18 protein-coding genes are annotated in these 18,759 nt (G+C 69.0%); 14 read left to right on the top strand and 4 right to left on the bottom strand.

Features of this window, described 5'->3' with window-relative positions; translation table 11 throughout:
- The first annotated feature begins 39 nt into the window (after positions 1–39).
- The 6 genes from HNR01_RS13230 to HNR01_RS13205 all read left to right on the top strand — a co-directional run bounded on the left by HNR01_RS13230 (position 40) and on the right by HNR01_RS13205 (position 3,831).
- On the top strand, positions 40–855 hold the full coding sequence (locus tag HNR01_RS13230; RefSeq protein ID WP_026105628.1) for a quinoprotein dehydrogenase-associated SoxYZ-like carrier: 816 nt from the start codon (positions 40–42) through the stop codon (positions 853–855).
- 17 nt (positions 856–872) lie between these two features.
- Positions 873–1,460: a rhodanese-like domain-containing protein gene (locus HNR01_RS13225; protein WP_183668144.1), complete on the top strand. Its 588-nt coding sequence runs from the start codon at positions 873–875 to the stop codon at positions 1,458–1,460.
- A gap of 51 nt (positions 1,461–1,511) precedes the next feature.
- Complete coding sequence (locus HNR01_RS13220; RefSeq protein ID WP_017485202.1) at positions 1,512–1,919, top strand: thioredoxin family protein; 408 nt, start codon at positions 1,512–1,514, stop codon at positions 1,917–1,919.
- Between the two features lie 409 nt (positions 1,920–2,328).
- Complete coding sequence (panB, locus tag HNR01_RS13215) at positions 2,329–3,153, top strand: 3-methyl-2-oxobutanoate hydroxymethyltransferase (protein WP_096484787.1); 825 nt, start codon at positions 2,329–2,331, stop codon at positions 3,151–3,153.
- A 152-nt stretch (positions 3,154–3,305) separates the two neighbouring features.
- Positions 3,306–3,473 carry a 50S ribosomal protein L33 gene (gene rpmG, locus HNR01_RS13210; protein ID WP_003602581.1) on the top strand — a complete coding sequence of 56 codons (168 nt, stop codon included), beginning with the start codon at positions 3,306–3,308 and terminating at the stop codon, positions 3,471–3,473.
- Between the two features lie 175 nt (positions 3,474–3,648).
- Positions 3,649–3,831, top strand: coding sequence for a hypothetical protein (locus tag HNR01_RS13205; RefSeq protein WP_183668022.1), 183 nt, complete (start codon positions 3,649–3,651; stop codon positions 3,829–3,831).
- A 30-nt stretch (positions 3,832–3,861) separates the two neighbouring features.
- On the opposite strand, the gene HNR01_RS13200 is transcribed toward HNR01_RS13205, so the two are convergent.
- A complete protein-coding gene (locus tag HNR01_RS13200) occupies positions 3,862–4,383 on the bottom strand; it encodes a hypothetical protein (RefSeq protein ID WP_183668021.1) in 522 nt (173 codons plus the stop codon).
- A gap of 142 nt (positions 4,384–4,525) precedes the next feature.
- On the opposite strand from HNR01_RS13200, the gene HNR01_RS13195 reads away from it, so the two are divergent.
- A complete protein-coding gene (locus HNR01_RS13195; protein WP_210313235.1) occupies positions 4,526–5,692 on the top strand; it encodes a PA0069 family radical SAM protein in 1,167 nt (388 codons plus the stop codon).
- Between the two features lie 45 nt (positions 5,693–5,737).
- Here the strand turns inward: HNR01_RS13195 and rnhB are convergent, their stop codons facing one another.
- The 3 genes from rnhB to HNR01_RS13180 all read right to left on the bottom strand — a co-directional run bounded on the left by rnhB (position 5,738) and on the right by HNR01_RS13180 (position 8,420).
- Positions 5,738–6,388 carry a ribonuclease HII gene (gene rnhB / locus HNR01_RS13190; protein WP_153874642.1) on the bottom strand — a complete coding sequence of 217 codons (651 nt, stop codon included), beginning with the start codon at positions 6,386–6,388 and terminating at the stop codon, positions 5,738–5,740.
- A gap of 87 nt (positions 6,389–6,475) precedes the next feature.
- Positions 6,476–7,552, bottom strand: coding sequence for a glycosyltransferase family 4 protein (locus tag HNR01_RS13185; RefSeq protein ID WP_183668020.1), 1,077 nt, complete (start codon positions 7,550–7,552; stop codon positions 6,476–6,478).
- 55 nt (positions 7,553–7,607) lie between these two features.
- On the bottom strand, positions 7,608–8,420 hold the full coding sequence (locus HNR01_RS13180) for a UDP-2,3-diacylglucosamine diphosphatase (RefSeq protein ID WP_183668019.1): 813 nt from the start codon (positions 8,418–8,420) through the stop codon (positions 7,608–7,610).
- Between the two features lie 651 nt (positions 8,421–9,071).
- On the opposite strand from HNR01_RS13180, the gene HNR01_RS13175 reads away from it, so the two are divergent.
- The 7 genes from HNR01_RS13175 (at position 9,072) to HNR01_RS13145 (ending at position 18,657) form a co-directional block, all read left to right on the top strand.
- Positions 9,072–10,280 carry an aminotransferase class V-fold PLP-dependent enzyme gene (locus HNR01_RS13175; RefSeq protein ID WP_017485211.1) on the top strand — a complete coding sequence of 403 codons (1,209 nt, stop codon included), beginning with the start codon at positions 9,072–9,074 and terminating at the stop codon, positions 10,278–10,280.
- A 160-nt stretch (positions 10,281–10,440) separates the two neighbouring features.
- Positions 10,441–11,385, top strand: coding sequence for a D-2-hydroxyacid dehydrogenase (locus HNR01_RS13170; protein WP_183668018.1), 945 nt, complete (start codon positions 10,441–10,443; stop codon positions 11,383–11,385).
- 147 nt (positions 11,386–11,532) lie between these two features.
- Positions 11,533–12,399, top strand: a complete 867-nt coding sequence (locus tag HNR01_RS13165) for an NADP-dependent methylenetetrahydromethanopterin/methylenetetrahydrofolate dehydrogenase (RefSeq protein ID WP_017485213.1) — start codon at positions 11,533–11,535, stop codon at positions 12,397–12,399.
- Between the two features lie 134 nt (positions 12,400–12,533).
- Positions 12,534–13,160: a methenyltetrahydrofolate cyclohydrolase gene (gene fchA / locus HNR01_RS13160; RefSeq protein WP_183668017.1), complete on the top strand. Its 627-nt coding sequence runs from the start codon at positions 12,534–12,536 to the stop codon at positions 13,158–13,160.
- Positions 13,161–13,602: 442 nt separating this feature from the next.
- Positions 13,603–14,775: a malate--CoA ligase subunit beta gene (locus HNR01_RS13155; RefSeq protein ID WP_017485215.1), complete on the top strand. Its 1,173-nt coding sequence runs from the start codon at positions 13,603–13,605 to the stop codon at positions 14,773–14,775.
- Positions 14,776–14,797: 22 nt separating this feature from the next.
- On the top strand, positions 14,798–15,688 hold the full coding sequence (gene sucD, locus HNR01_RS13150) for a succinate--CoA ligase subunit alpha (RefSeq protein ID WP_183668016.1): 891 nt from the start codon (positions 14,798–14,800) through the stop codon (positions 15,686–15,688).
- 200 nt (positions 15,689–15,888) lie between these two features.
- Positions 15,889–18,657 carry a phosphoenolpyruvate carboxylase gene (locus HNR01_RS13145; RefSeq protein ID WP_183668015.1) on the top strand — a complete coding sequence of 923 codons (2,769 nt, stop codon included), beginning with the start codon at positions 15,889–15,891 and terminating at the stop codon, positions 18,655–18,657.
- Positions 18,658–18,759 lie beyond the last annotated feature (102 nt).

Here is an 18,759-nt window from a genome sequence, read left to right as displayed (position 1 = left end):
CGCCGCACGCTTCGGGGGACTTCCGGGAAGGAGACGACCATGAAACGCCTGATGCTCGCCCTCAGTCTGACGCTCTCGGCCCTCGCGCTCGCGCCCGCTCCGGTCCGGGCCGGCGCCACCGATACCGACGAGGAGCGTGCCGCCCGCTGGTCCGAGATCAAGACTTCGATCTTCGGCGACCGGAAGGTCGAGGCCAGCGAGAGCGCCGTGACCATCGACGCCCCCGCCCGTGCCCTCGACGCCGCCCTGGTGCCGATCGGCCTGACGCTCGCCGACAAGGGCAGCGTGAAGGGCCTCTACTTCGTCATCGACGATAATCCCTCGCCCTACGCGGCGCACTTCACCTTCGGCCCGGCCGCCGACCCGGGCGAGATCAAGCTGCGGGTGCGGGTGAACAACTACACCAACGTTCACGCCGTGGTGGAGACCAAGGACGGGCGGCTTCTCGAATCCGCCAAGTTCGTGAAGGCCTCGGGCGGCTGCTCGGCGCCGATGGGCATGAGCGACGAGGAGGCGATGAAGGGCATGGGCGAGATGCGCCTGAAGTTCGCCGGCGAGCCTCAGGCCGGCAAGCCGGTCGAGGCGACGCTGATGATCCGGCACCCGAATTTCTCGGGCATGCAGATGAACCAGATCACCCGCGACTATACCCCCGCCCGCTACATCGAGAAGCTCGACGTGACCTCGGGCGACCAGCTGGTGTTCCACCTCGACGGCGACATCTCGATCGCCTCGAACCCGGTGATCAACTTCGCGATGCGGCCCGACATCCAGGGCCCGATCAAGGTCGTGGCCTCCGACAATCAGGGCGGACGCTGGGAGCACAGCTTCCCGCTTCCCTCCGCGAGCAACTGATGCCAAGGGACCAGACCATGCGGGTGATCGCCAGGGCCACCGCCCTCACGGCACTGGGTCTGCTGCTCGGCGCGGCCGGGCCGGCCGATTCGCCGGTCAACGTTCCCGAGCCGGACGGCCTCTATACCGGGCCGCCGCGGGGCTACACGCCGGCGACCCTGAAGGGTGCGACGGTCATCGACCGGGAGGGGCTCGAAAAGCTGCTGCCGGACAAGCCCGTCCTCATCGACGTGGTGCTCGCCGACCACCGGCCGGCGGGACTGCCGGCCGACCGGCCGTGGCTGCCGACGCACCGCTCGATTCCCGGCGCGGTCTGGATGCCGGGTGCGGGCGCTGCGCCCCTCGCCCCCGAGAAGGAGGAGGCCTTCCTCCGGCGGGTTGCCGAGCTGACCGGCGGCGACAGGGCCAAGCCGATCGTGACCTTCTGCCGGCCGGAATGCTGGGGGAGCTGGAATGCCGGCAAGCGGCTGGTCGCGGCCGGCTACAGCCGCGTCCACTGGTTCCCCCTCGGCGTCGAGGGCTGGCAGGACGACCACGACACCGCCGTCGTCAAACCCGACCGGGCCTGGGCCGAATCGGGCGAAGGCCGCGCGGCCGAGCGCTGAAGGGACCTGCGGCGTGCCGCGAGGGGACCAGGAGAGGGCGAGGATGAAGCGATGACGACCCGCCGCCACGGTCTCTTCCTCGCGGTCGCGCTCCTGTCCGCGCTCTTGTCCGGCGGCCTGCCGAAGGCCGGGTCCGCGGCCGAGCCCGTCGCCTTCGACGCCAAGGCATTCGAGGCGGCGCAGGACGAGGGGCGGCCGATCCTCGTGCAGATCTCGGCGCCCTGGTGTCCGATCTGCCGGACACAGAAGCCGATCGTGGCAGCCCTCTCGGCCGAGCCGCGCTTCAAGGCGCTCGCCGTCTTCACGCTCGACTTCGACACGCAGCGCGACCTCGTCCGCCGGTTCGGCGCGCAGATGCAGAGCACGCTCATCCTCTACAAGGGCCGGACCGAGATCGCCCGCTCGGTCGGCGAGACCCAGCCCGAATGGATCGAGCAACTCCTCGAAAAAGCGCTCTGACACATTGTTGCCATCATGCGGCCGAGCCGCCCCGCGCGTCTAAAATTCGAGCAATCTCAAGCCTCTGAACATCAGGCTGTGCCATTGACACCGGCCGAGATGTGGCGGAAAAACGGCAGGCCCGGAGGCGGCCCGAAGTCTAGGGAGGAAATGCCCGGAAATGGGCAGACAGGGCGACCGAAGTACCCTTCACCTCGATCGCCGGTTATTGCTTCCGGTGACCGCTGCGTGAGGGGCCGGAACGCCGGCGCAGGAGAAGGCAGGCCCCTCCGGGTAACACTTCTCTTCCGATCCCCTGGAACCGGCCCATATGCCCCCTGCGGGGCGGCGCGAACGGGCTTATAGAGGCGTTCCGCACGCCGTGCCCGGCCGGGCGCCGCGGGAAAGCCAGCCTTCCGGATCACGAGATATGTCGCAGGTCGTTCAAACCCGTCGTCTCCAGGCGGTCGATCTGATCAAGCGCAAGGCCGAGGGGCGCAAGATCATCGCGCTGACCGCCTACCACGCCCACACCGCCCGCATCGTCGACGCCTATTGCGACTTCGTGCTGGTGGGTGATTCCCTCGGCATGGTCATGCACGGGATGGAATCGACCCTGCCGGTGACCCTGGAGATGATGATTCTCCAGGCCCAGGCGGTGATGCGCGGAACCTCGCGCGCGCTCGTGGTGGTCGACATGCCGTTCGGCTCCTACGAGGCGAGCCGCGAACAGGCCTTCCTCAACGCCGCCCGCGTCCTGAAGGAGACGGGGGCCGGGGCGGTCAAGCTGGAGGGCGGCGCGCGCTTCGCCGAGACGGTCGCCTTCCTGACCGAGCGGGGCGTGCCGGTGATGGGCCATATCGGCCTCACCCCCCAATCGGTGAACACGATGGGCGGCTTCAAGGTGCAGGGGCACGGCGCCGGCGACGAGGATCGCCTCCGGGCCGATGCCCGCGCGATCAGCGATGCGGGCGCCTTCTCCATCGTCATGGAGGGCATCGTCGAGCCGGTGGCGCGGGCCATCGCCACCGATCCCGCGATCCGCGCGGCGACCATCGGCATCGGCGCCACGGCCGCCTGCGACGGGCAGATCCTCGTGCTCGAGGACATGCTGGGCCTGAGCGACCGGGTGCCGAGATTCGTCAAGAGCTTCGGCTCGCTGCGTGCCCATATCGAGGAGGCCGTGCGCGCCTACGCCGACGAGGTGCAGGCGGGTCGCTTCCCGGCCGACGGGCACACCTACCCGCCGCGGTGAGGGCTCCGATATGCCTGCGGCTTGACGAAGCGCGCCCCATCGGGCATTGACCGCGCCGGAATTCGGCCGGGGCTTCCCGGCCTTTTGCGTTTCGCCCGCGCTGGCGCGCCACCAGCGAATCGCCCCTCGACCCGCTTTAGGAGCGCCCAGCCATGGCCAAGGCCGTTACCGTCAAGATCCGCCTCGTCTCGACCGCCGATACGGGCTACTTCTACGTCACCAAGAAGAACTCCCGCACGCAGACCGAGAAGATGGTCATGAAGAAGTATGACCCGGTTGCGCGTAAGCACGTCGAGTTCAAGGAAGCCAAGATCAAGTAAGTCTTCCGCGTCCATCCCTGCACGGATGTGTCGAGGCCGCTCCGGGAACGGGGCGGCCTTTTGCGTTTGGGGCCCGGCGCGTCTGGAGCACACGGCACGCCCTTGCGGGATTTTGTCGCCCCGTCGAGGGGCCGGATTCATCCCCGAGCAAGCAAGATCGTGTAGAGCGAAAGATATGAACGCCTCTGCCTCGAATCTTGTTCCCGCCGGCATCGCGCTGACGATCGCTTCCGCAGCCATGGCCCTCGAGCGCGCGGGATACGCGCATTCGGCCGAGATGACCGTGGGGTCGGCGCTCGCCGCCGCCGCGGTGATGGTGCTGATGCGCTCCGCGCCCGCGTGGTTCCGGGTCGGCTGATTTCCCGCCCCGGGCTCGGGATTGCCGCTGTCAGCTGCGGTCGAGCCGGGCCGACAGCATCCGCACCTTGAGCCGGGGGGAGAACGGCAGGCCGGCCAGCAGCCGCTCCCGTCGCACCACGTCGCCCGGCCGAGGGCTGCGCGCGCCCACGACCCTCTCGCCCCGTGCGGCGATCCGGGCCGGCAAATCGGTATGCGGGCGACGCATCCGGCCGAGGAGCAGGTCCGGATGGGCCGTCCCGACGAAACGGTCGAGGCTTCGGATCCAACCTTCCGCCGGGATGTCGCCCGGCTCCAGGCACAGCAGCCACTCGCGCCGCGCGGCCCGCGCACCCGCGCTCCACGGATTGGCGCCCATCGGTCGCACCACCAGCGTGGCGCCGCTGCCCTCGGCCATCGTCTCCAGGGCGGAGCAGGAATCCGCCGTCACGATCACCGCATCGCCGACGAGTCCGGCCGCCACGCCGGCGACGAGTGCGCTCAGCGTGTCGGCGAGGCACTCGATCGCGACCGGGTCGGAGGATCGTGCCACGTGGATGAGGCCGGAGATCATGCCGCGCGAATAACCGATTTTACGCCCCCGCAAAGCCTTCGTTGCGCGGCCGTTCCCGTAGACGGCCCGGATTGCGTGTGAAAGCCGGTCCCTGCATGAAACTTGTGCATTCCAATCGGCTATGTTCCTGATATGTTCTGCAATGTGCGATCGGCAGAGCGGCTGGAACACGGTGGGCGTCGGGGTGGGTGACGGACGAAAGCCGCTGAGAGGCAGGCCGGACGGATTTCGACACGACGCGTCCCGGATCGCGCCCGAGGCACGGCGCGGGCGGGGGGCGACCGCCAACCCGGACGGGCGCTTCGAGGCGACCCAGCGCGAGACCTTCGACGACGGCTGGCCGGAGGAGGCGGAGCGCGCACGGCGCACCGAGGTGACGCCGGAGCGCGCCCGCCACATCATCACCCGCAACGCCTCGCCGGATATCTCGTTCGATCGCTCGATCAACCCGTACCGGGGCTGCGAGCACGGCTGCGTCTACTGCTTCGCCCGGCCGAACCACGGCTATGTCGGCCTCTCGCCGGGCCTCGATTTCGAGACGCGGTTGTTCTCCAAGCCCGATGCGGCCGCCTTACTCGAGCGCGAATTGTCGGCCCCTGGCTATCAGCCGCGGACCATCGCGCTGGGCACCGCGACCGATCCCTACCAGCCGATCGAGCGCAGCCACGGCATCACCCGCGCCGTGCTGGAGGTGCTGGCCCGCTTCCGTCACCCGGTCGGCATCGTCACCAAGTCGAACCTGATCCTGCGCGACTGCGGCCTCCTCTCGGACATGGCGGCGCAGGGTCTCGTGAAGGTGGCGATCTCGGTCACCACCCTCGATCCGGATCTGGCCCGGCGGATGGAGCCGCGCGCCCCGCATCCGCGCAAGCGCCTGGAGGCGGTCCGCACCCTGAGCGAGGCGGGCGTGCCGGTGATGGTGCTGACCGCCCCCGTCATCCCCTCGCTCAACGACCACGAGATCGAGGCGATCCTCGAAGCGGCCCGTGCGGCGGGCGCGCGGGAGGCCGGCTACGTGCTGCTGCGCCTGCCGCACGAACTCGACGAACTCGTCGGCGACTGGTTCAGCGAGCATTATCCGGGCCGCAAGGAGCACGTCTTCTCCCTGCTGAGCGGGGCGCGCGGCGGCAAGACCTACGACGCCGCCTTCGGCACCCGCATGATCGGCCAGGGTCCCTATGCCGACCTGATCCGCCGCCGCTTCGCCCTGGCCAAGCGGCGGCTCAGCTTTCCGGAGGAGCCGGTCCGCCAGACGACGGAGCTTTTCCGCGTGCCGCCGCGCGCAGGGGATCAACTGGCGCTGTTTTGAGGGCGGGGCTCGAGGGCTCCCGCGGCCACAGAGTCGGCGCCCGCGTCACGAGCCCGAAACGACACCCACGGTCTCGAATCGCCCCGTGAAGCTCACCCGGTGATGCGGGCTGCGCCCGCGCGCCGTCAGTCCGGCCAGGTGGGCGGCGGTGCCGTAGCCGGCGTTGCGCTCCCAGGCATAGGCCGGATGGCGCCGGGCGAGGCGCCGCATGATCTCGTCGCGAAGGGTCTTGGCGACGATCGAGGCGGCGGCGATCTGCGGCACGAGGCGGTCCCCCCCGATCACCGCGCGGCAGGACTGGCTCAGGCCGGGGATCGCGTCGCGCCCGTCCACCAGCACGGTCGCGTCGAGCCCGAGACCCGCGACCGCCCGGCGCATGGCGTCGAGGGTCGCGGCCCGCACGTTCACCCGATCCACCAGGGCCCGCGAGCCCGCCGCGAGCGAGACCCGCGCATGGGCCCGGATCAGCGGCGTCAGGGCCTCCCGCGCCGCCCGGTCGAGGCGCTTGCTGTCGTCGAGCCGGGCCAGGATCTCGGGCGGAAAGGCGAGGGGGTCGAACCAGACCGCCGCCACCATCACCGGACCGCACAGGGCGCCGCGCCCGACTTCGTCGCAGCCGATCACCGCCGGGTAGCGCGCGGCGAGGGCGGGATCGAACGGGCGCGGGGCTTTTTCGGATTTCGAGCGGGCGGGCATGGCGCCGACCCTCGCATCCCCGCGGCCGTCGGTCATCCCGGCGGGGGCGAAAATGGCGGGGACGCGCCCGGGCGTGGCGGAAAAGGATCAGCCGGGGCGGGGCAGCGCGGCGCCGCTCGCGCGGCGCGGGGAGCGTGGGGCCGGCCCCAGCGCGTGCGCGGTCGCGATGTTGTCGTAGAACTGGCGCGCGCTCTCGGCCCAGGTATAGCGCAGGGCCTCCGCCCGGCAGCGCTCCCGCGGGATCGTGAGCGCCGCGAGGGCGGCCCGGCGCAGGTCGGTGTCGAGGGCGCCCGCGCCGGTGCCGCCGATGACGTCGAGGGGGCCGGTGACGGGGAATGCCGCCACCGGCAGCCCGGAGGCCAGGGCTTCGAGCAGCACGATGCCGAAGGTGTCGGTCAGGCTCGGGAAGACGAAGGCGTCGGCGCTCGCATAGACCCGCGCCAGCGCCTCGCCGGTCAGCGCCCCGAGGAAATGCGCTCCGGGTGCCAGTGCCTGGAGCCGGGCCCGGTCCGGCCCGTCGCCGACCACCACCTTGGAGCCCGGCAGGTCGAGGGCGAGGAAGGCGGCGAGGTTCTTCTCCACCGCGAGCCGCCCGACCGAGAGGAAGATCGGGCGCGGCAGGCCGGGAAAGGGGTCCGCCGCGGCATCCGGGTCGCGGGGGCGGAACAGCTCGGTATCGACGCCCCGCGTCCAGCGCATCAGGCGGGTGAAGCCGCGGCCCGCCAGCTCGCGTTCGAGGGAGGGCGTGCTCACCATGGTGCCGCTCGCCGCCGCGTGGAAGCGGCGCAGCCAAGCATAGCTCCAGGCCTCGGGCACGGGCGCGCGGGCGGCGAGATATTCGGGGAAACGGGTGTGGTAGCTCGTGGTGAAGGGCTGGTTCAGCGACAGGCAGGCGGCGCGCACCGCGTGGCCGATCGGCCCCTCGGTCGCGATGTGGACGTGGCTCGGGGCGAGCCGCTTCCAGCGCGCGAGCACGCGCCCGCGGGTGACGAGGGAGAGCCGGATCTCGGAATAGCCCGGCATCGGCAGGGAGGCGAAGTCGGACGGCGTCAGCATCAGCGGCTCGACGCCGAGACCGGCGGCGGCCTCGGCCATGCGCTCGACGGAGCGGACCACGCCGTTGACCTGCGGGTGCCAGGCATCGGTGGCGAGCAGCAGCCTCATGCCGGCCTCAAGCTCCAATCCTCTTCCAACCCACACGGGGATCCGGTCGCTCGGCTCAGGCGACGGCGCGGCGGATCTCGGGTTCGAAGGCTTCCGCGGCGCGGCGCTCGCGCAGCATGGTCGGGTAGTGCAGCACCTCCATGCGGCCGTCGTAGTGCTCGACGATGCCGGTGCAGGATTCGACCCAGTCGCCGGTGTTGAGGTAGGTCAGCCCCTCGACCTCGCGGTGGGCCGCGTGGTGGATATGGCCGCAGATCACCCCGTCCGCCCCCTGGCGCCGAGCCTCGCTCGCCAGGAAGATCTCGAACTGGCCGATGAAGTTCACCGCGTTCTTCACCTTGAGCTTGGCCCAGGCCGAGAGCGACCAGTAGGCGAGCCCGAGGCGGCGGCGCACGCGGTTGACCACGGTGTTGACGGTGAGCGCCGTGGTGTAGGCCCAGTCGCCGAGATGCGCGAGCCATTTGGAGTGGCGCACCACCATGTCGAACTGGTCGCCGTGGATGACGAGGTAGCGCTTGCCGTCGGCGGCGACGTGGACCCGGCTGTCGGCGATTTCGATGCCGCCGAAGGTCGTGCCGATATAGTCGCGCAGGAACTCGTCGTGGTTGCCGGGCACGTAGACGACGTGGGCGCCTTTCCGCACCTTGCGCAGCAGCTTCTGCACCACGTCGTTGTGGGCCTGCGGCCAGTACCAGCCCGAGCGGAGCTGCCAGCCGTCGACGATGTCGCCGACGAGGTAGATCGTGTCGGCATCGACGTCGCGCAGGAAGTCGAGCAGCAGGGCCGCCTGGCAGCCCTTGGTGCCGAGATGCAGATCGGACAGAAACAGCGTCCGAACGCGGATGGTCGATTCCGGATCTTGGGACACGGGCGCCTCCGGCTTCTCACAACCGCATCGCGACGGAAGAGAGCCAAATCGCATTCCGATCTCAGTTTGATGACGGCTGCGTGCCGCGTCATGCCGCCCTGCGGCCGTTCGGATAGCCTTCCGCCGCCGCGTGCCCGGCTCGGTGCCGGGCCGATCGCAGACCCTGCCCGCAGCCTGTGCATGCGAAAATCTTTTTGTTTTTCAGTTCAGTTTTTTCCGTTTTCCATTCCCAGACAGGGCGGGCATAACGGCGGCCAAGGTCATCCGCCGCGCGTGCTTCGACGCGTGCGGGAAGCGCCCCTGAGCGGTGTGGGAATGGCCGGGACGGATGGGAGCGCTGGACAATCAGCAGGAGCGCGCTTGAATGCGGCGCTGGGCTGACGCATCGAGGGTTCGGTCCTCTGGAGGCGACCGGCGTGGCTGCACGCGCCGCGACGCGGGCGGCACGACGGCCGCTTTGCCGCTCCGGGACGATCAACGATCCGATATGGCAGTGAGAGCGCCCCGGCCCGCAGGCGGCTTTTTCGCGCGCGGCGGTGTGAGGGGGCGGAACGACGTTTCGCGGCGGGCTTGCGCCCGCCATCAGGATCGGGCGGGATCGCGGCCGTAACGGCCGGCCCGTCCAGAACGATGAAAATGGAGGAAACTTTCATGGCGGCAACGAGACGTCCGGGACGCAACCACCTGTTCGTTCCCGGCCCGACCAACATCCCGGACCGGGTGATGCGCGCCATGATGGTGCAGTCCGAGGATCACCGTTCGGTCGACTTCCCCTCCCTGACGAAGCCACTGTTCGAGGACACCAAGAAGGTGTTCGGCTCGACCGAGGGCACGATCTTCCTGTTCCCGGCCTCCGGCACCGGCATCTGGGAATCGGCGCTGACCAACACGCTCGCCCGCGGCGACAAGGTGCTGACCGCCCGCTACGGCCAGTTCAGCCATCTCTGGATCGACATGGCCCAGCGCCTCGGCCTGGACGTGATCGTCCAGGAGGAGGAGTGGGGCACCGGCGCCAAGGCCGACAAGATCGAGGAGGCCCTGCGCGCCGACAAGGATCATCAGATCAAGGCCGTCATGGTGGTCCATAACGAGACCGCGACCGGCGTGACCTCGAACATCGGCGCCGTGCGCAAGGCGATCGACGCCGCCGGCCACCCGGCCATGCTGTTCGTCGACGGCGTGTCCTCGATCGGCTCGCTGCCGTTCTACGCCGACGAGTGGAAGGTCGACTGCGCCATCGCCGGCTCCCAGAAGGGCCTGATGCTGCCCGCCGGCCTCGGCGTGATCTGCGTCAGCCAGAAGGCGCTCAAGGCGGCCGAGGGCCAGTCCGGCCGCAACGACCGGCTCGCCCGCGTCTACTTCGATTGGGAAGACCACAAGAAGCAGAACCCGGCCGGCTACTTCCCCTACACCCCGCCGCTGCCGCTGCTCTACGGCCTGCGCGAGGCGCTCGCCTGCCTGTTCGAGGAAGGCCTGGAGAACGTCTATCACCGCCACGCCGTGCTCGGCGAGGCGACCCGCCAGGCCGTCGCGGCCTGGGGCTTGAAGACCTGCGCCAAGTCGCCGGAGTGGAACTCCGACACCGTCACCGCCATCCTGGCGCCCGAGGGTGTGGACGCGGCCAAGATCATCAAGCACGCCTATGTGCGCTACAACCTCGCGCTCGGCGCCGGCCTGTCTCAGGTCGCGGGCAAGGTGTTCCGCATCGGCCATGTCGGTGACCTCAACGAGCTGTCCCTGCTCGGCGCCATCGCCGGCGCCGAGATGTCGCTCCTCGACAACGGCGTGAAGGTGACGCCGGGCTCGGGTGTGGCCGCGGCCTCCAGCTACCTGCGTGAGAACCCCCTCTCGAAGTCCTGATTTTGGTGAGCGGCGCCGGTTCCAACGGCGCCGCTTCCGCTCAATATAAGAACGGCGCCCCCTGCCACGGCCGGCTGGCCGTGGCAGGGGAAACGCGTCGAAGCAGGTGAGGAAACGGGGCCGGCGTTACGCCCGCCGGTCGATCCGGAAGGGGTCCAGAATGACAAAGAAAGTCGTCTTCCTCGATCGCGAGTCGCTCGACGCGACGGTGCGCGAATTCAACTTCCCGCACGAGTACAAGGAATACGAGTCGACCTGGACGCCGGAAGAGATCGTGGAGCGCCTGCAGGGCGCCGAGATCGCGATCATCAACAAGGTGCCGATGCGCGCCGACACGCTGAAGCAGCTTCCCGACCTGAAGCTGATCGCGGTGGCCGCCACGGGCACGGACGTCGTCGACAAGGCCGCGGCCAAGGCCCAGGGCATCACGACCGTCAATATCCGCAACTACGCCTTCAACACCGTGCCCGAGCACGTGGTCGGCCTGATGTTCGCCCTGCGCCGGGCGATCGTGCCCTACGCCAATTCCGTGCGCCGGGGTGATTGGAACAAGTCGAAGCAGTTCTGCTACTTCGACTATCCGATCTACGACATCGCCGGCTCGACGCTCGGCATCATCGGCTACGGGGCGCTCGGCAAGTCGATCGCCAAGCGGGCCGAGGCGCTGGGCATGAAGGTGCTGGCCTACGACGTGTTCCCGCAGGACGGCCTCGTGGATCTCGAGACGATCCTGACCCAGTCCGACGTCATCACGCTGCACGTGCCGCTCACCCCCGACACCAAGAACATGATCGGGGCCGAGCAGCTCAAGAAGATGAAGAAGTCGGCGATCCTCATCAACACGGCTCGCGGCGGGCTCGTGGACGAGGCGGCGCTACTCCAGGCGCTCAAGGACGGCACGATCGGCGGCGCCGGCTTCGACGTGGTCGCCCAGGAGCCCCCGAAGGACGGCAACATCCTGTGCGAGGCCGACCTGCCGAACCTGATCGTCACCCCGCACGTCGCCTGGGCAAGCAAGGAGGCGATGCAGATCCTCGCCGACCAGCTCGTGGACAACGTTGAGGCCTTCGTCGCGGGCAAGCCGCAGAACGTCGTCGAAGCGTAAGGCGCGCCGGCCTCGGAACGGGGCCGCGTCACGAAAAGAATCTAAGGGGCGAGGACGACCGGGGCTGCACGGCCCCGGGCTGATCCTCCATGCAGAGGCGCCGCGTGATCCGTCACCGCGGTCCATGACCAACCGGCCAGAGGAACCATGTCCAAGAAGCTGCTCTTCCAGTTCGACACCGATCCCACGCCGAGCGTGTTCGACGTCGTCGTCGGCTACGACGGCGGTGCCGACCACATCACCGGCTATGGCAACGTCACGCCCGAGAACGTCGGCGCCTATGTCGACGGCACGATCTACACCCGCGGCGGCAAGGAGAAGCAGTCGACGGCGATCTTCGTCGGCGGCGGCGACATGGCGGCCGGCGAGCGGGTGTTCGCGGCAGTGAAGAAGCGCTTCTTCGGCCCGTTCCGCGTGTCCTGCATGCTGGATTCGAACGGCTCCAACACCACCGCCGCGGCGGGCGTGGCGCTCGTCGTCAAGGCGGCGGGCGGCTCGGTCAAGGGCAAGAAGGCCGTGGTGCTCGCGGGCACCGGCCCGGTCGGCATGCGCTCGGCGGCGCTGCTCGCCGGCGAGGGCGCCGAGGTCGTGCTGTGCGGGCGCAAGCTCGACAAGGCGCAGGCCGCGGCCGATTCCGTGAACAAGCGCTTCAAGGTGAACGTCACCGCCGCCGAGACCCCGGACGACGCCTCGCGCTCGGAGGTGATCAAGGGCGCCCACCTCATCTTCACCGCCGGCGCGATCGGCCTCGAATTGCTGCCGCAGGCGGCTTGGCAGAACGAGTCCTCGGTCGAGATCGTGGCCGACTACAACGCCCAGCCGCCGCTCGGCATCGGCGGCATTGAGGCGACCGACAAGGGCAAGGAGTATGGCGGAAAGCGCGCCTTCGGCGCGCTCGGCATCGGCGGCCTGAAGCTCAAGCTGCACCGCGCCTGCATCGCCAAGCTGTTCGAGTCGAGCGAGGGCGTCTTCGACGCCGAGGAGATCTACAAGCTCGCCAAGGAAATGGCCTGACGCCTAACGGCCCAGAGCATCGTCCCGAACGGTGGTTGCCGGCTTTCGGGACGATGCAAGAACAAGGATTTGGGGCGGCGCCGGCCTTCGGCGCCGCCTCGGTGAATCAACAAGAACCGACAGGGGAGGGACCCATGGCCGCGAACGAGACGATCGAAACATTCCTCGACGGTCTGGCGAGCTCGGCGCCCACCCCCGGCGGCGGCGGGGCCGCGGCGATCTCCGGTGCCATGGGCGCGGCGCTGGTCTCGATGGTCTGCAACTTGACCATCGGCAAGAAGAAGTACGTCGAGGTTGAGGCCGACCTGAAGCAGGTGCTGGAGAAGTCGGAAGGCCTGCGCCGGACGCTGACCGGCATGATCGCCGACGACGTCGAGGCGTTCGATGCGGTGATGGGCGCCTACGGGCTGCCGAAGAACACCGACGAGGAGAAGGCCGCCCGCGCCGCCAAGATCCAGGAGGCGCTGAAGACCGCCACCGACGTCCCGCTCGCCTGCTGCCGCGTCTGCCGCGAGGTGATCGATCTCGCCGAGATCGTCGCCGAGAAGGGCAATCTCAACGTGATTTCGGACGCGGGCGTCGCGGTGCTCTCGGCCTATGCCGGCCTGCGCTCGGCGGCGCTCAACGTCTACGTCAACGCCAAGGGCCTGGACGACCGCGCCTTCGCCGAGGAGCGGCTGAAGGAGCTGGAATCCCTGCTCGGCGAGGCGGGCGCGATCAACGAGCGCGTCTACGAGGTCGTGAAGGCCAAGGTGAACTGAGGCCGGGGCGGATCGCGCCTCTGCCGCCATCGCGAGCGAACGCGAAGCAATCCAGGGGAGCGACGTGCCTGGGGCGCCAAGGCACTGGATCGCTTCGCCTCCGCCTCGCCAGGGCGGGGCAAACGACGTCCAACCCCGACCCTCATCCTGAGGTGCCGCGAAGCGGCCCCGAAGGATGCTGCGGATCTCGGGCGATCCCCGAGGATCCTTCGAAGCGGACGCCGCGCGCCGGCACATCGGGATGAGGGCGAGAGCGGGGCGCATCGCCGTGATCCGTGCCTTCGTCGCACGATCCGCAGTTTAGAAGCCCGCTAAGTCTCTGCCGGGCAAGCAAACTAAAGTCCTAAACAAGAAAAAATTGAGAGCCGACCCGCTTCCCGGAAAGTAATTTTTCCGCGAAGGTTGGCCCAACAAAAACGACGGAAACGCGAAGGAGGTCTCGATGGACGTTCACGAGTACCAAGCCAAGGAGCTGCTCGCGAGCTTCGGGGTCGCCGTCCCGAAGGGCGCCGTGGCCTTCAGCCCGGATCAGGCGGTCTATGCCGCGACCGAGCTCGGCGGCTCGTTCTGGGCGGTGAAGGCTCAGATCCATGCCGGCGCCCGCGGCAAGGCGGGCGGGATCAAGCTCTGCCGCACCTACAACGAAGTGCGCGACGCGGCCCGCGACCTGCTGGGAAAACGCCTCGTCACCCTCCAGACCGGGCCTGAGGGCAAGCCGGTCCAGCGCGTCTACGTCGAGACCGCCGACCCGTTCGAGCGCGAGCTCTATCTCGGCTACGTCCTCGACCGGAAGGCCGAGCGCGTGCGCGTCATCGCCTCCCAGCGCGGCGGCATGGATATCGAGGAGATCGCCGCCAAGGAGCCCGAGGCGCTGATCCAGGTCGTGGTCGAGCCCGCGGTCGGCCTGCAGCAGTTCCAGGCCCGCGAGATCGCATTCCAGCTCGGCCTCAACATCAAGCAGGTCTCCGCCGCGGTGAAGACCATCATGAACGCCTACCGGGCGTTCCGCGACTGCGACGGCACCATGCTGGAGATCAACCCGCTCGTCGTCACCAAGGACGACCGGGTGCTGGCGCTCGACGCCAAGATGTCCTTCGACGACAACGCCCTGTTCCGCCGCCGCAACATCGCGGACATGCACGACCCGTCCCAGGGCGATCCCCGCGAGGCCCAGGCCGCCGAGCACAATCTCAGCTATATCGGCCTCGACGGCGAGATCGGCTGCATCGTCAACGGCGCGGGTCTGGCCATGGCGACCATGGACATGATCAAGCACGCGGGCGGCGAGCCGGCGAATTTCTTGGATGTGGGTGGTGGTGCCAGCCCAGACCGGGTTGCGACGGCCTTCCGTCTCGTCCTGTCCGACCGCAACGTGAAGGCGATCCTCGTCAACATCTTCGCCGGCATCAACCGCTGCGACTGGGTCGCCGAGGGCGTGGTGAAGGCCGCGCGCGAGGTGAAGATCGACGTACCCCTGGTGGTGCGTCTCGCCGGCACGAATGTCGAGGAGGGCCAAAAAATCCTCGCCGAGAGCGGGCTCGACCTCATCACCGCCGACACCCTCACGGAAGCCGCGCGCAAGGCCGTCGAAGCCTGCCACGGCGCCAAGCACTGACGAACGGGGGAGGAATCACGCCATGAGCATTCTCATCGACGAGAAGACCCCGATCCTCGTCCAGGGCATCACCGGCGACAAGGGCACCTTCCACGCCAAGGAAATGATCGCCTACGGCTCCAACGTCGTCGGCGGCGTCACCCCGGGCAAGGGCGGCAAGACCCATTGCGGCGTGCCGGTGTTCAACACCGTCAAGGAGGCGGTCGCCGCCACCGGCGCCACCACCTCGATCACCTTCGTGGCGCCCCCCTTCGCGGCGGACGCGATCATGGAGGCGGCCGATGCCGGCCTCAAGCTCGTCTGCTCCATCACCGACGGCATCCCCGCCCAGGACATGATGCGGGTGAAGCGCTACCTGCGGCGCTACCCGAAAGAGAAGCGCACGATGGTGGTCGGCCCGAACTGCGCCGGCATCATCTCGCCGGGCAAGTCGATGCTCGGCATCATGCCCGGCCACATCTACCTGCCGGGCAAGGTCGGCGTGATCTCCCGCTCCGGCACGCTGGGCTACGAGGCCGCCGCCCAGATGAAGGAACTCGGCATCGGCATCTCGACCTCCGTCGGCATCGGCGGCGATCCGATCAACGGTTCCTCGTTCCTCGACCGCCTCGCCCTGTTCGAGCAGGACCCGGAGACCGAGGCCGTGCTGATGATCGGCGAGATCGGCGGCCCGCAGGAGGCCGAGGCCTCGGCCTGGATCAAGGAGAACTTTTCGAAGCCCGTGATCGGGTTCGTGGCCGGACTGACTGCGCCGAAGGGCCGCCGCATGGGGCATGCCGGCGCGATCATCTCGGCGACCGGCGACAGCGCCGCCGAGAAGGCCGAGATCATGAAGTCCTACGGCCTGACCGTCGCGCCCGATCCGGGCTCCTTCGGCCGGACCGTGGCCGACGTGCTCGCCCGCGCGGCGTAATCGCGCTGTCCCCCTCTTCCGAGCGGGGAGGGGGCTTCGGGGTGGTGCGAGCGGTACCGCCTCACCTGACTTGAACGATCTGCCCCTCCTCGCTTCGGCCTCGCGTTCGGGAGGAGGGGGCTTTGTGGATCGGAGTGATCCACCGTCCCGCAGGCCTGCCCACGGGAGTCCGAAAAGAGAACCTCGCCAGGGGGGATCCCATGACCAAGACGCTGCACGCCCGGCCGTCAGCCGCGACCGACTCGACCTTCGCGCCGCCGGTCATCACCGGCACGGCGACCGAGGACGCCCTCGATATCCTGTTCCACGCCTTGCTCGACGTGGCGCGCCGCCACGATCCCGAGCTGGAGGACGTGCTGCACGGGCGCGCCGACATCTCCTCCTTCACGCCGGAAATGCTGGCCCGCGCGCTGCAGGTGCAGGGCATCTGGTTCCAGCTCGTCTCGATCGCGGAGCAGAACGCGGCCATGCGCCGCCGCCGCCATGTCGAGCGCGACCAGGGCCGCGAGGCGCTGAACGGATCCTTCGCCAAGGTTCTGGCGGAAGCCTCCGCCCGGGGCATCGGTCCGCAGCAGATCCACACCCTGCTGAAGGATCTGCGCATCCGCCCGACGATCACCGCCCACCCCACCGAGGGCAAGCGGGTGACGGTGCTGGAGAAGCTGCGCCGGATCTACCTCGTGCTGCGCGAGCTGGAGCTGCCGCGCTGGACCGAGCGCGAGCGCAACGGCCTGATGAACGAGCTGCGCGACCAGATCGAACTGATCTGGATGACCGGCGAGCTGCATCTGGAGAAGGCCACCGTCGAGCGCGAGGTCGCCTGGGGCCTGCACTTCTTCGACGAGACCCTGTTCGAGATGCTGCCCGAGGTGATGGTCTCCCTCGAGGAGAGCCTCGCCCAATACTATCCCGACGAGACCTTCGAGGTGCCGCCCTTCTTCCAGTTCGGAAGCTGGATCGGCGGCGACCGGGACGGCAATCCCTACGTCACCGCCAGCGTCACCCGCGAGACGTTGCAGCGCAATGCGCTGGCGAGCCTGCGGCGCTACCGCGACGGCATCACCCATCTCGGCCGGGTGCTCTCGATCACCGAGCGCTCGCTGCCGGTGCCGGAGGCGTTCCGCCAGGAACTCGCCCACATGCTCGCCGAGTCCGGTGACGGGCGCGCCATCGCCAACCGCAACCCGGGCGAGGCCTACCGCCAGTTCCTCTCCTGCGTGCTGCGCAAGCTCGAAGCCACCATCGCCCGCAACAAGGGCGCCCGCTCGGTCGGCCCCGATTATCCGAGCGCGGACGGGCTCATCAACGACCTGCGCACCCTCGAGAAGGGGCTCGCCGACGCCAAGTGCGGGGCGCTCGCCACCGACATCGTGCGGCCGGTGCGGCGGATGGTGGAGATCTTCCGCTTCTCCACCGTGCGGCTGGATCTCCGCGAGAACTCGACCCGCACCACCAAGACGCTGCACGCCCTGTGGAAGCTGCGCAACGGCGACCGCGAGCCGCCGGCGCTCGATGCACCCGCCTGGAAGGAGTGGCTGCTCACCGAACTCGCCCGGCCGCGGACGCCGGAGACCTCGTTCGAGGATTTCGCCGACCGGCTGCCCGACGACGCCCGCGAGACGCTCGCCACCTTCGCCCTGGTCGGCGAGATGCGCGACACCCTCGACCGCGAGGCGTTCGGCGCCTTCATCCTGTCGATGACGCGCTCGACCGTGGACGTGCTCGGCGCCTACCTGCTGGCCAAGGAAGCCGGCATCTTCCTCGACGCCACCGGCACCGAGATTTGCCCGCTGCCGATCGTGCCGCTGTTCGAGACCATCGACGACCTGCGCGCCGCGCCGACCATCATGAAGGAGCTGCTCGGCATCCCCGTGGTGCGCCGCTCCACCCGCTGGCAGGGCGGGGTGCAGGAAGTGATGATCGGCTATTCCGATTCCAACAAGGACGGCGGCTTCATCGCCTCGAACTGGGAGCTGTACAAGGCGCAGGTGCGGCTGACGACGCTCGGCAACCATCTCGGCGTGCCGATCGCCTTCTTCCATGGCCGCGGCGGCTCGGTGAGCCGCGGCGGCGTGCCGACCCATCGCGGCATCGCGGCGCAGCCGCCGGGCTCGATCCAGGGCCGCTTCCGCATCACCGAGCAGGGCGAGGTCGTCTCGTTCAAATACGCCAACCGCGGCACGGCGGCCTACCAGATGGAGCTGCTGGCGGCCTCGGTCTTCGAGCACGCCCTGCTCTCGGAAGGGAACGGCAACGGCTCGCGCGCCGAACTCGACGACGCGCTGGAGGCGCTCTCGGGCGCCTCGCGGGCGGCCTATGTCAACCTGCTCCAGGCGGACGGCCTCGTCGATTACTTCCAGGCGGCGAGCCCGCTCGACGAGATCGCCCTGCTCAATATCGGCTCGCGGCCCGCACGCCGCTTCGGCGCCAAGTCGCTCTCGGATCTGCGGGCGATCCCCTGGGTGTTCGCGTGGTCGCAGAACCGCCACGTCATCACCGGCTGGTACGGCGTCGGCTCGGGGCTGAAGAGCTTCATCGACGTGCGCGGGCAACAGGGCGAAGCCCTGCTCAAGCGCATGTTCCGGGATTGCCGGGTGTTCCGCCTCGTCCTCGACGAGGTCGAGAAGACGCTGATGATGGTCGATCTGGAGATCGCCCGCGACTATGCCGGCCTCGTCGAGGACGAGGGCATCCGCGCGCGCATCTTCGGCATGATCGAGCAGGAATACGCGCTGACCCGCGAGATGGTGCTGCGGGTCTCCGGCGACGGCGAACTCGCCCAGCGCTTCCCGCAATTCAGCGAGCGCCTGCGCGGCCGGCTGCCGACCATCAACCAGGTCAGCCGCGAGCAGGTCGAGCTGCTGCGCCGCTACCGCAGCGAAACCGACGAGGACAAGCGCGAGGCGGTGAAGTCCGCCCTGCTGCTCTCGATCAACTGCATCGCCGTCGGCTTCGGCGCGACTGGATAATGCATACAATCTCGACGACGTGTCTCGGACCCGGCTGGACGGCCGGGCCGGGCGCGCGAGATAGAAGCGCGGCACGCAATCTGTGAAAGTGACCGCGCGCAG

The organism is Methylorubrum rhodesianum, assembly GCF_014199985.1.
GTDB classification, from domain to species: domain Bacteria; phylum Pseudomonadota; class Alphaproteobacteria; order Rhizobiales; family Beijerinckiaceae; genus Methylobacterium; species Methylobacterium rhodesianum.
The sequence above is the reverse complement of the archived record's forward strand: the minus strand, read 5'-3'. Positions and strand labels throughout refer to the sequence as shown.

Bases quoted from the DNA above. Each gene is read 5' to 3' on its own strand.
- HNR01_RS13185 (WP_183668020.1), bottom strand. From the start codon at position 7,552: ATGAGGCTGCTGCTCGCCACCGATGCCTGGCACCCGCAGGTCAACGGC.
- HNR01_RS13225 (WP_183668144.1), top strand. From the start codon at position 873: ATGCGGGTGATCGCCAGGGCCACCGCCCTCACGGCACTGGGTCTGCTG.
- rnhB (WP_153874642.1), bottom strand. From the start codon at position 6,388: ATGCCCGCCCGCTCGAAATCCGAAAAAGCCCCGCGCCCGTTCGATCCC.
- fchA (WP_183668017.1), top strand. From the start codon at position 12,534: ATGGCCGCGAACGAGACGATCGAAACATTCCTCGACGGTCTGGCGAGC.
- HNR01_RS13170 (WP_183668018.1), top strand. From the start codon at position 10,441: ATGACAAAGAAAGTCGTCTTCCTCGATCGCGAGTCGCTCGACGCGACG.
- HNR01_RS13155 (WP_017485215.1), top strand. From the start codon at position 13,603: ATGGACGTTCACGAGTACCAAGCCAAGGAGCTGCTCGCGAGCTTCGGG.
- sucD (WP_183668016.1), top strand. From the start codon at position 14,798: ATGAGCATTCTCATCGACGAGAAGACCCCGATCCTCGTCCAGGGCATC.
- HNR01_RS13175 (WP_017485211.1), top strand. From the start codon at position 9,072: ATGGCGGCAACGAGACGTCCGGGACGCAACCACCTGTTCGTTCCCGGC.
- HNR01_RS13230 (WP_026105628.1), top strand. From the start codon at position 40: ATGAAACGCCTGATGCTCGCCCTCAGTCTGACGCTCTCGGCCCTCGCG.
- panB (WP_096484787.1), top strand. From the start codon at position 2,329: ATGTCGCAGGTCGTTCAAACCCGTCGTCTCCAGGCGGTCGATCTGATC.
- HNR01_RS13220 (WP_017485202.1), top strand. From the start codon at position 1,512: ATGACGACCCGCCGCCACGGTCTCTTCCTCGCGGTCGCGCTCCTGTCC.
- HNR01_RS13145 (WP_183668015.1), top strand. From the start codon at position 15,889: ATGACCAAGACGCTGCACGCCCGGCCGTCAGCCGCGACCGACTCGACC.
- HNR01_RS13165 (WP_017485213.1), top strand. From the start codon at position 11,533: ATGTCCAAGAAGCTGCTCTTCCAGTTCGACACCGATCCCACGCCGAGC.
- HNR01_RS13205 (WP_183668022.1), top strand. From the start codon at position 3,649: ATGAACGCCTCTGCCTCGAATCTTGTTCCCGCCGGCATCGCGCTGACG.
- HNR01_RS13195 (WP_210313235.1), top strand. From the start codon at position 4,526: ATGTGCGATCGGCAGAGCGGCTGGAACACGGTGGGCGTCGGGGTGGGT.
- rpmG (WP_003602581.1), top strand. From the start codon at position 3,306: ATGGCCAAGGCCGTTACCGTCAAGATCCGCCTCGTCTCGACCGCCGAT.
- HNR01_RS13200 (WP_183668021.1), bottom strand. From the start codon at position 4,383: ATGATCTCCGGCCTCATCCACGTGGCACGATCCTCCGACCCGGTCGCG.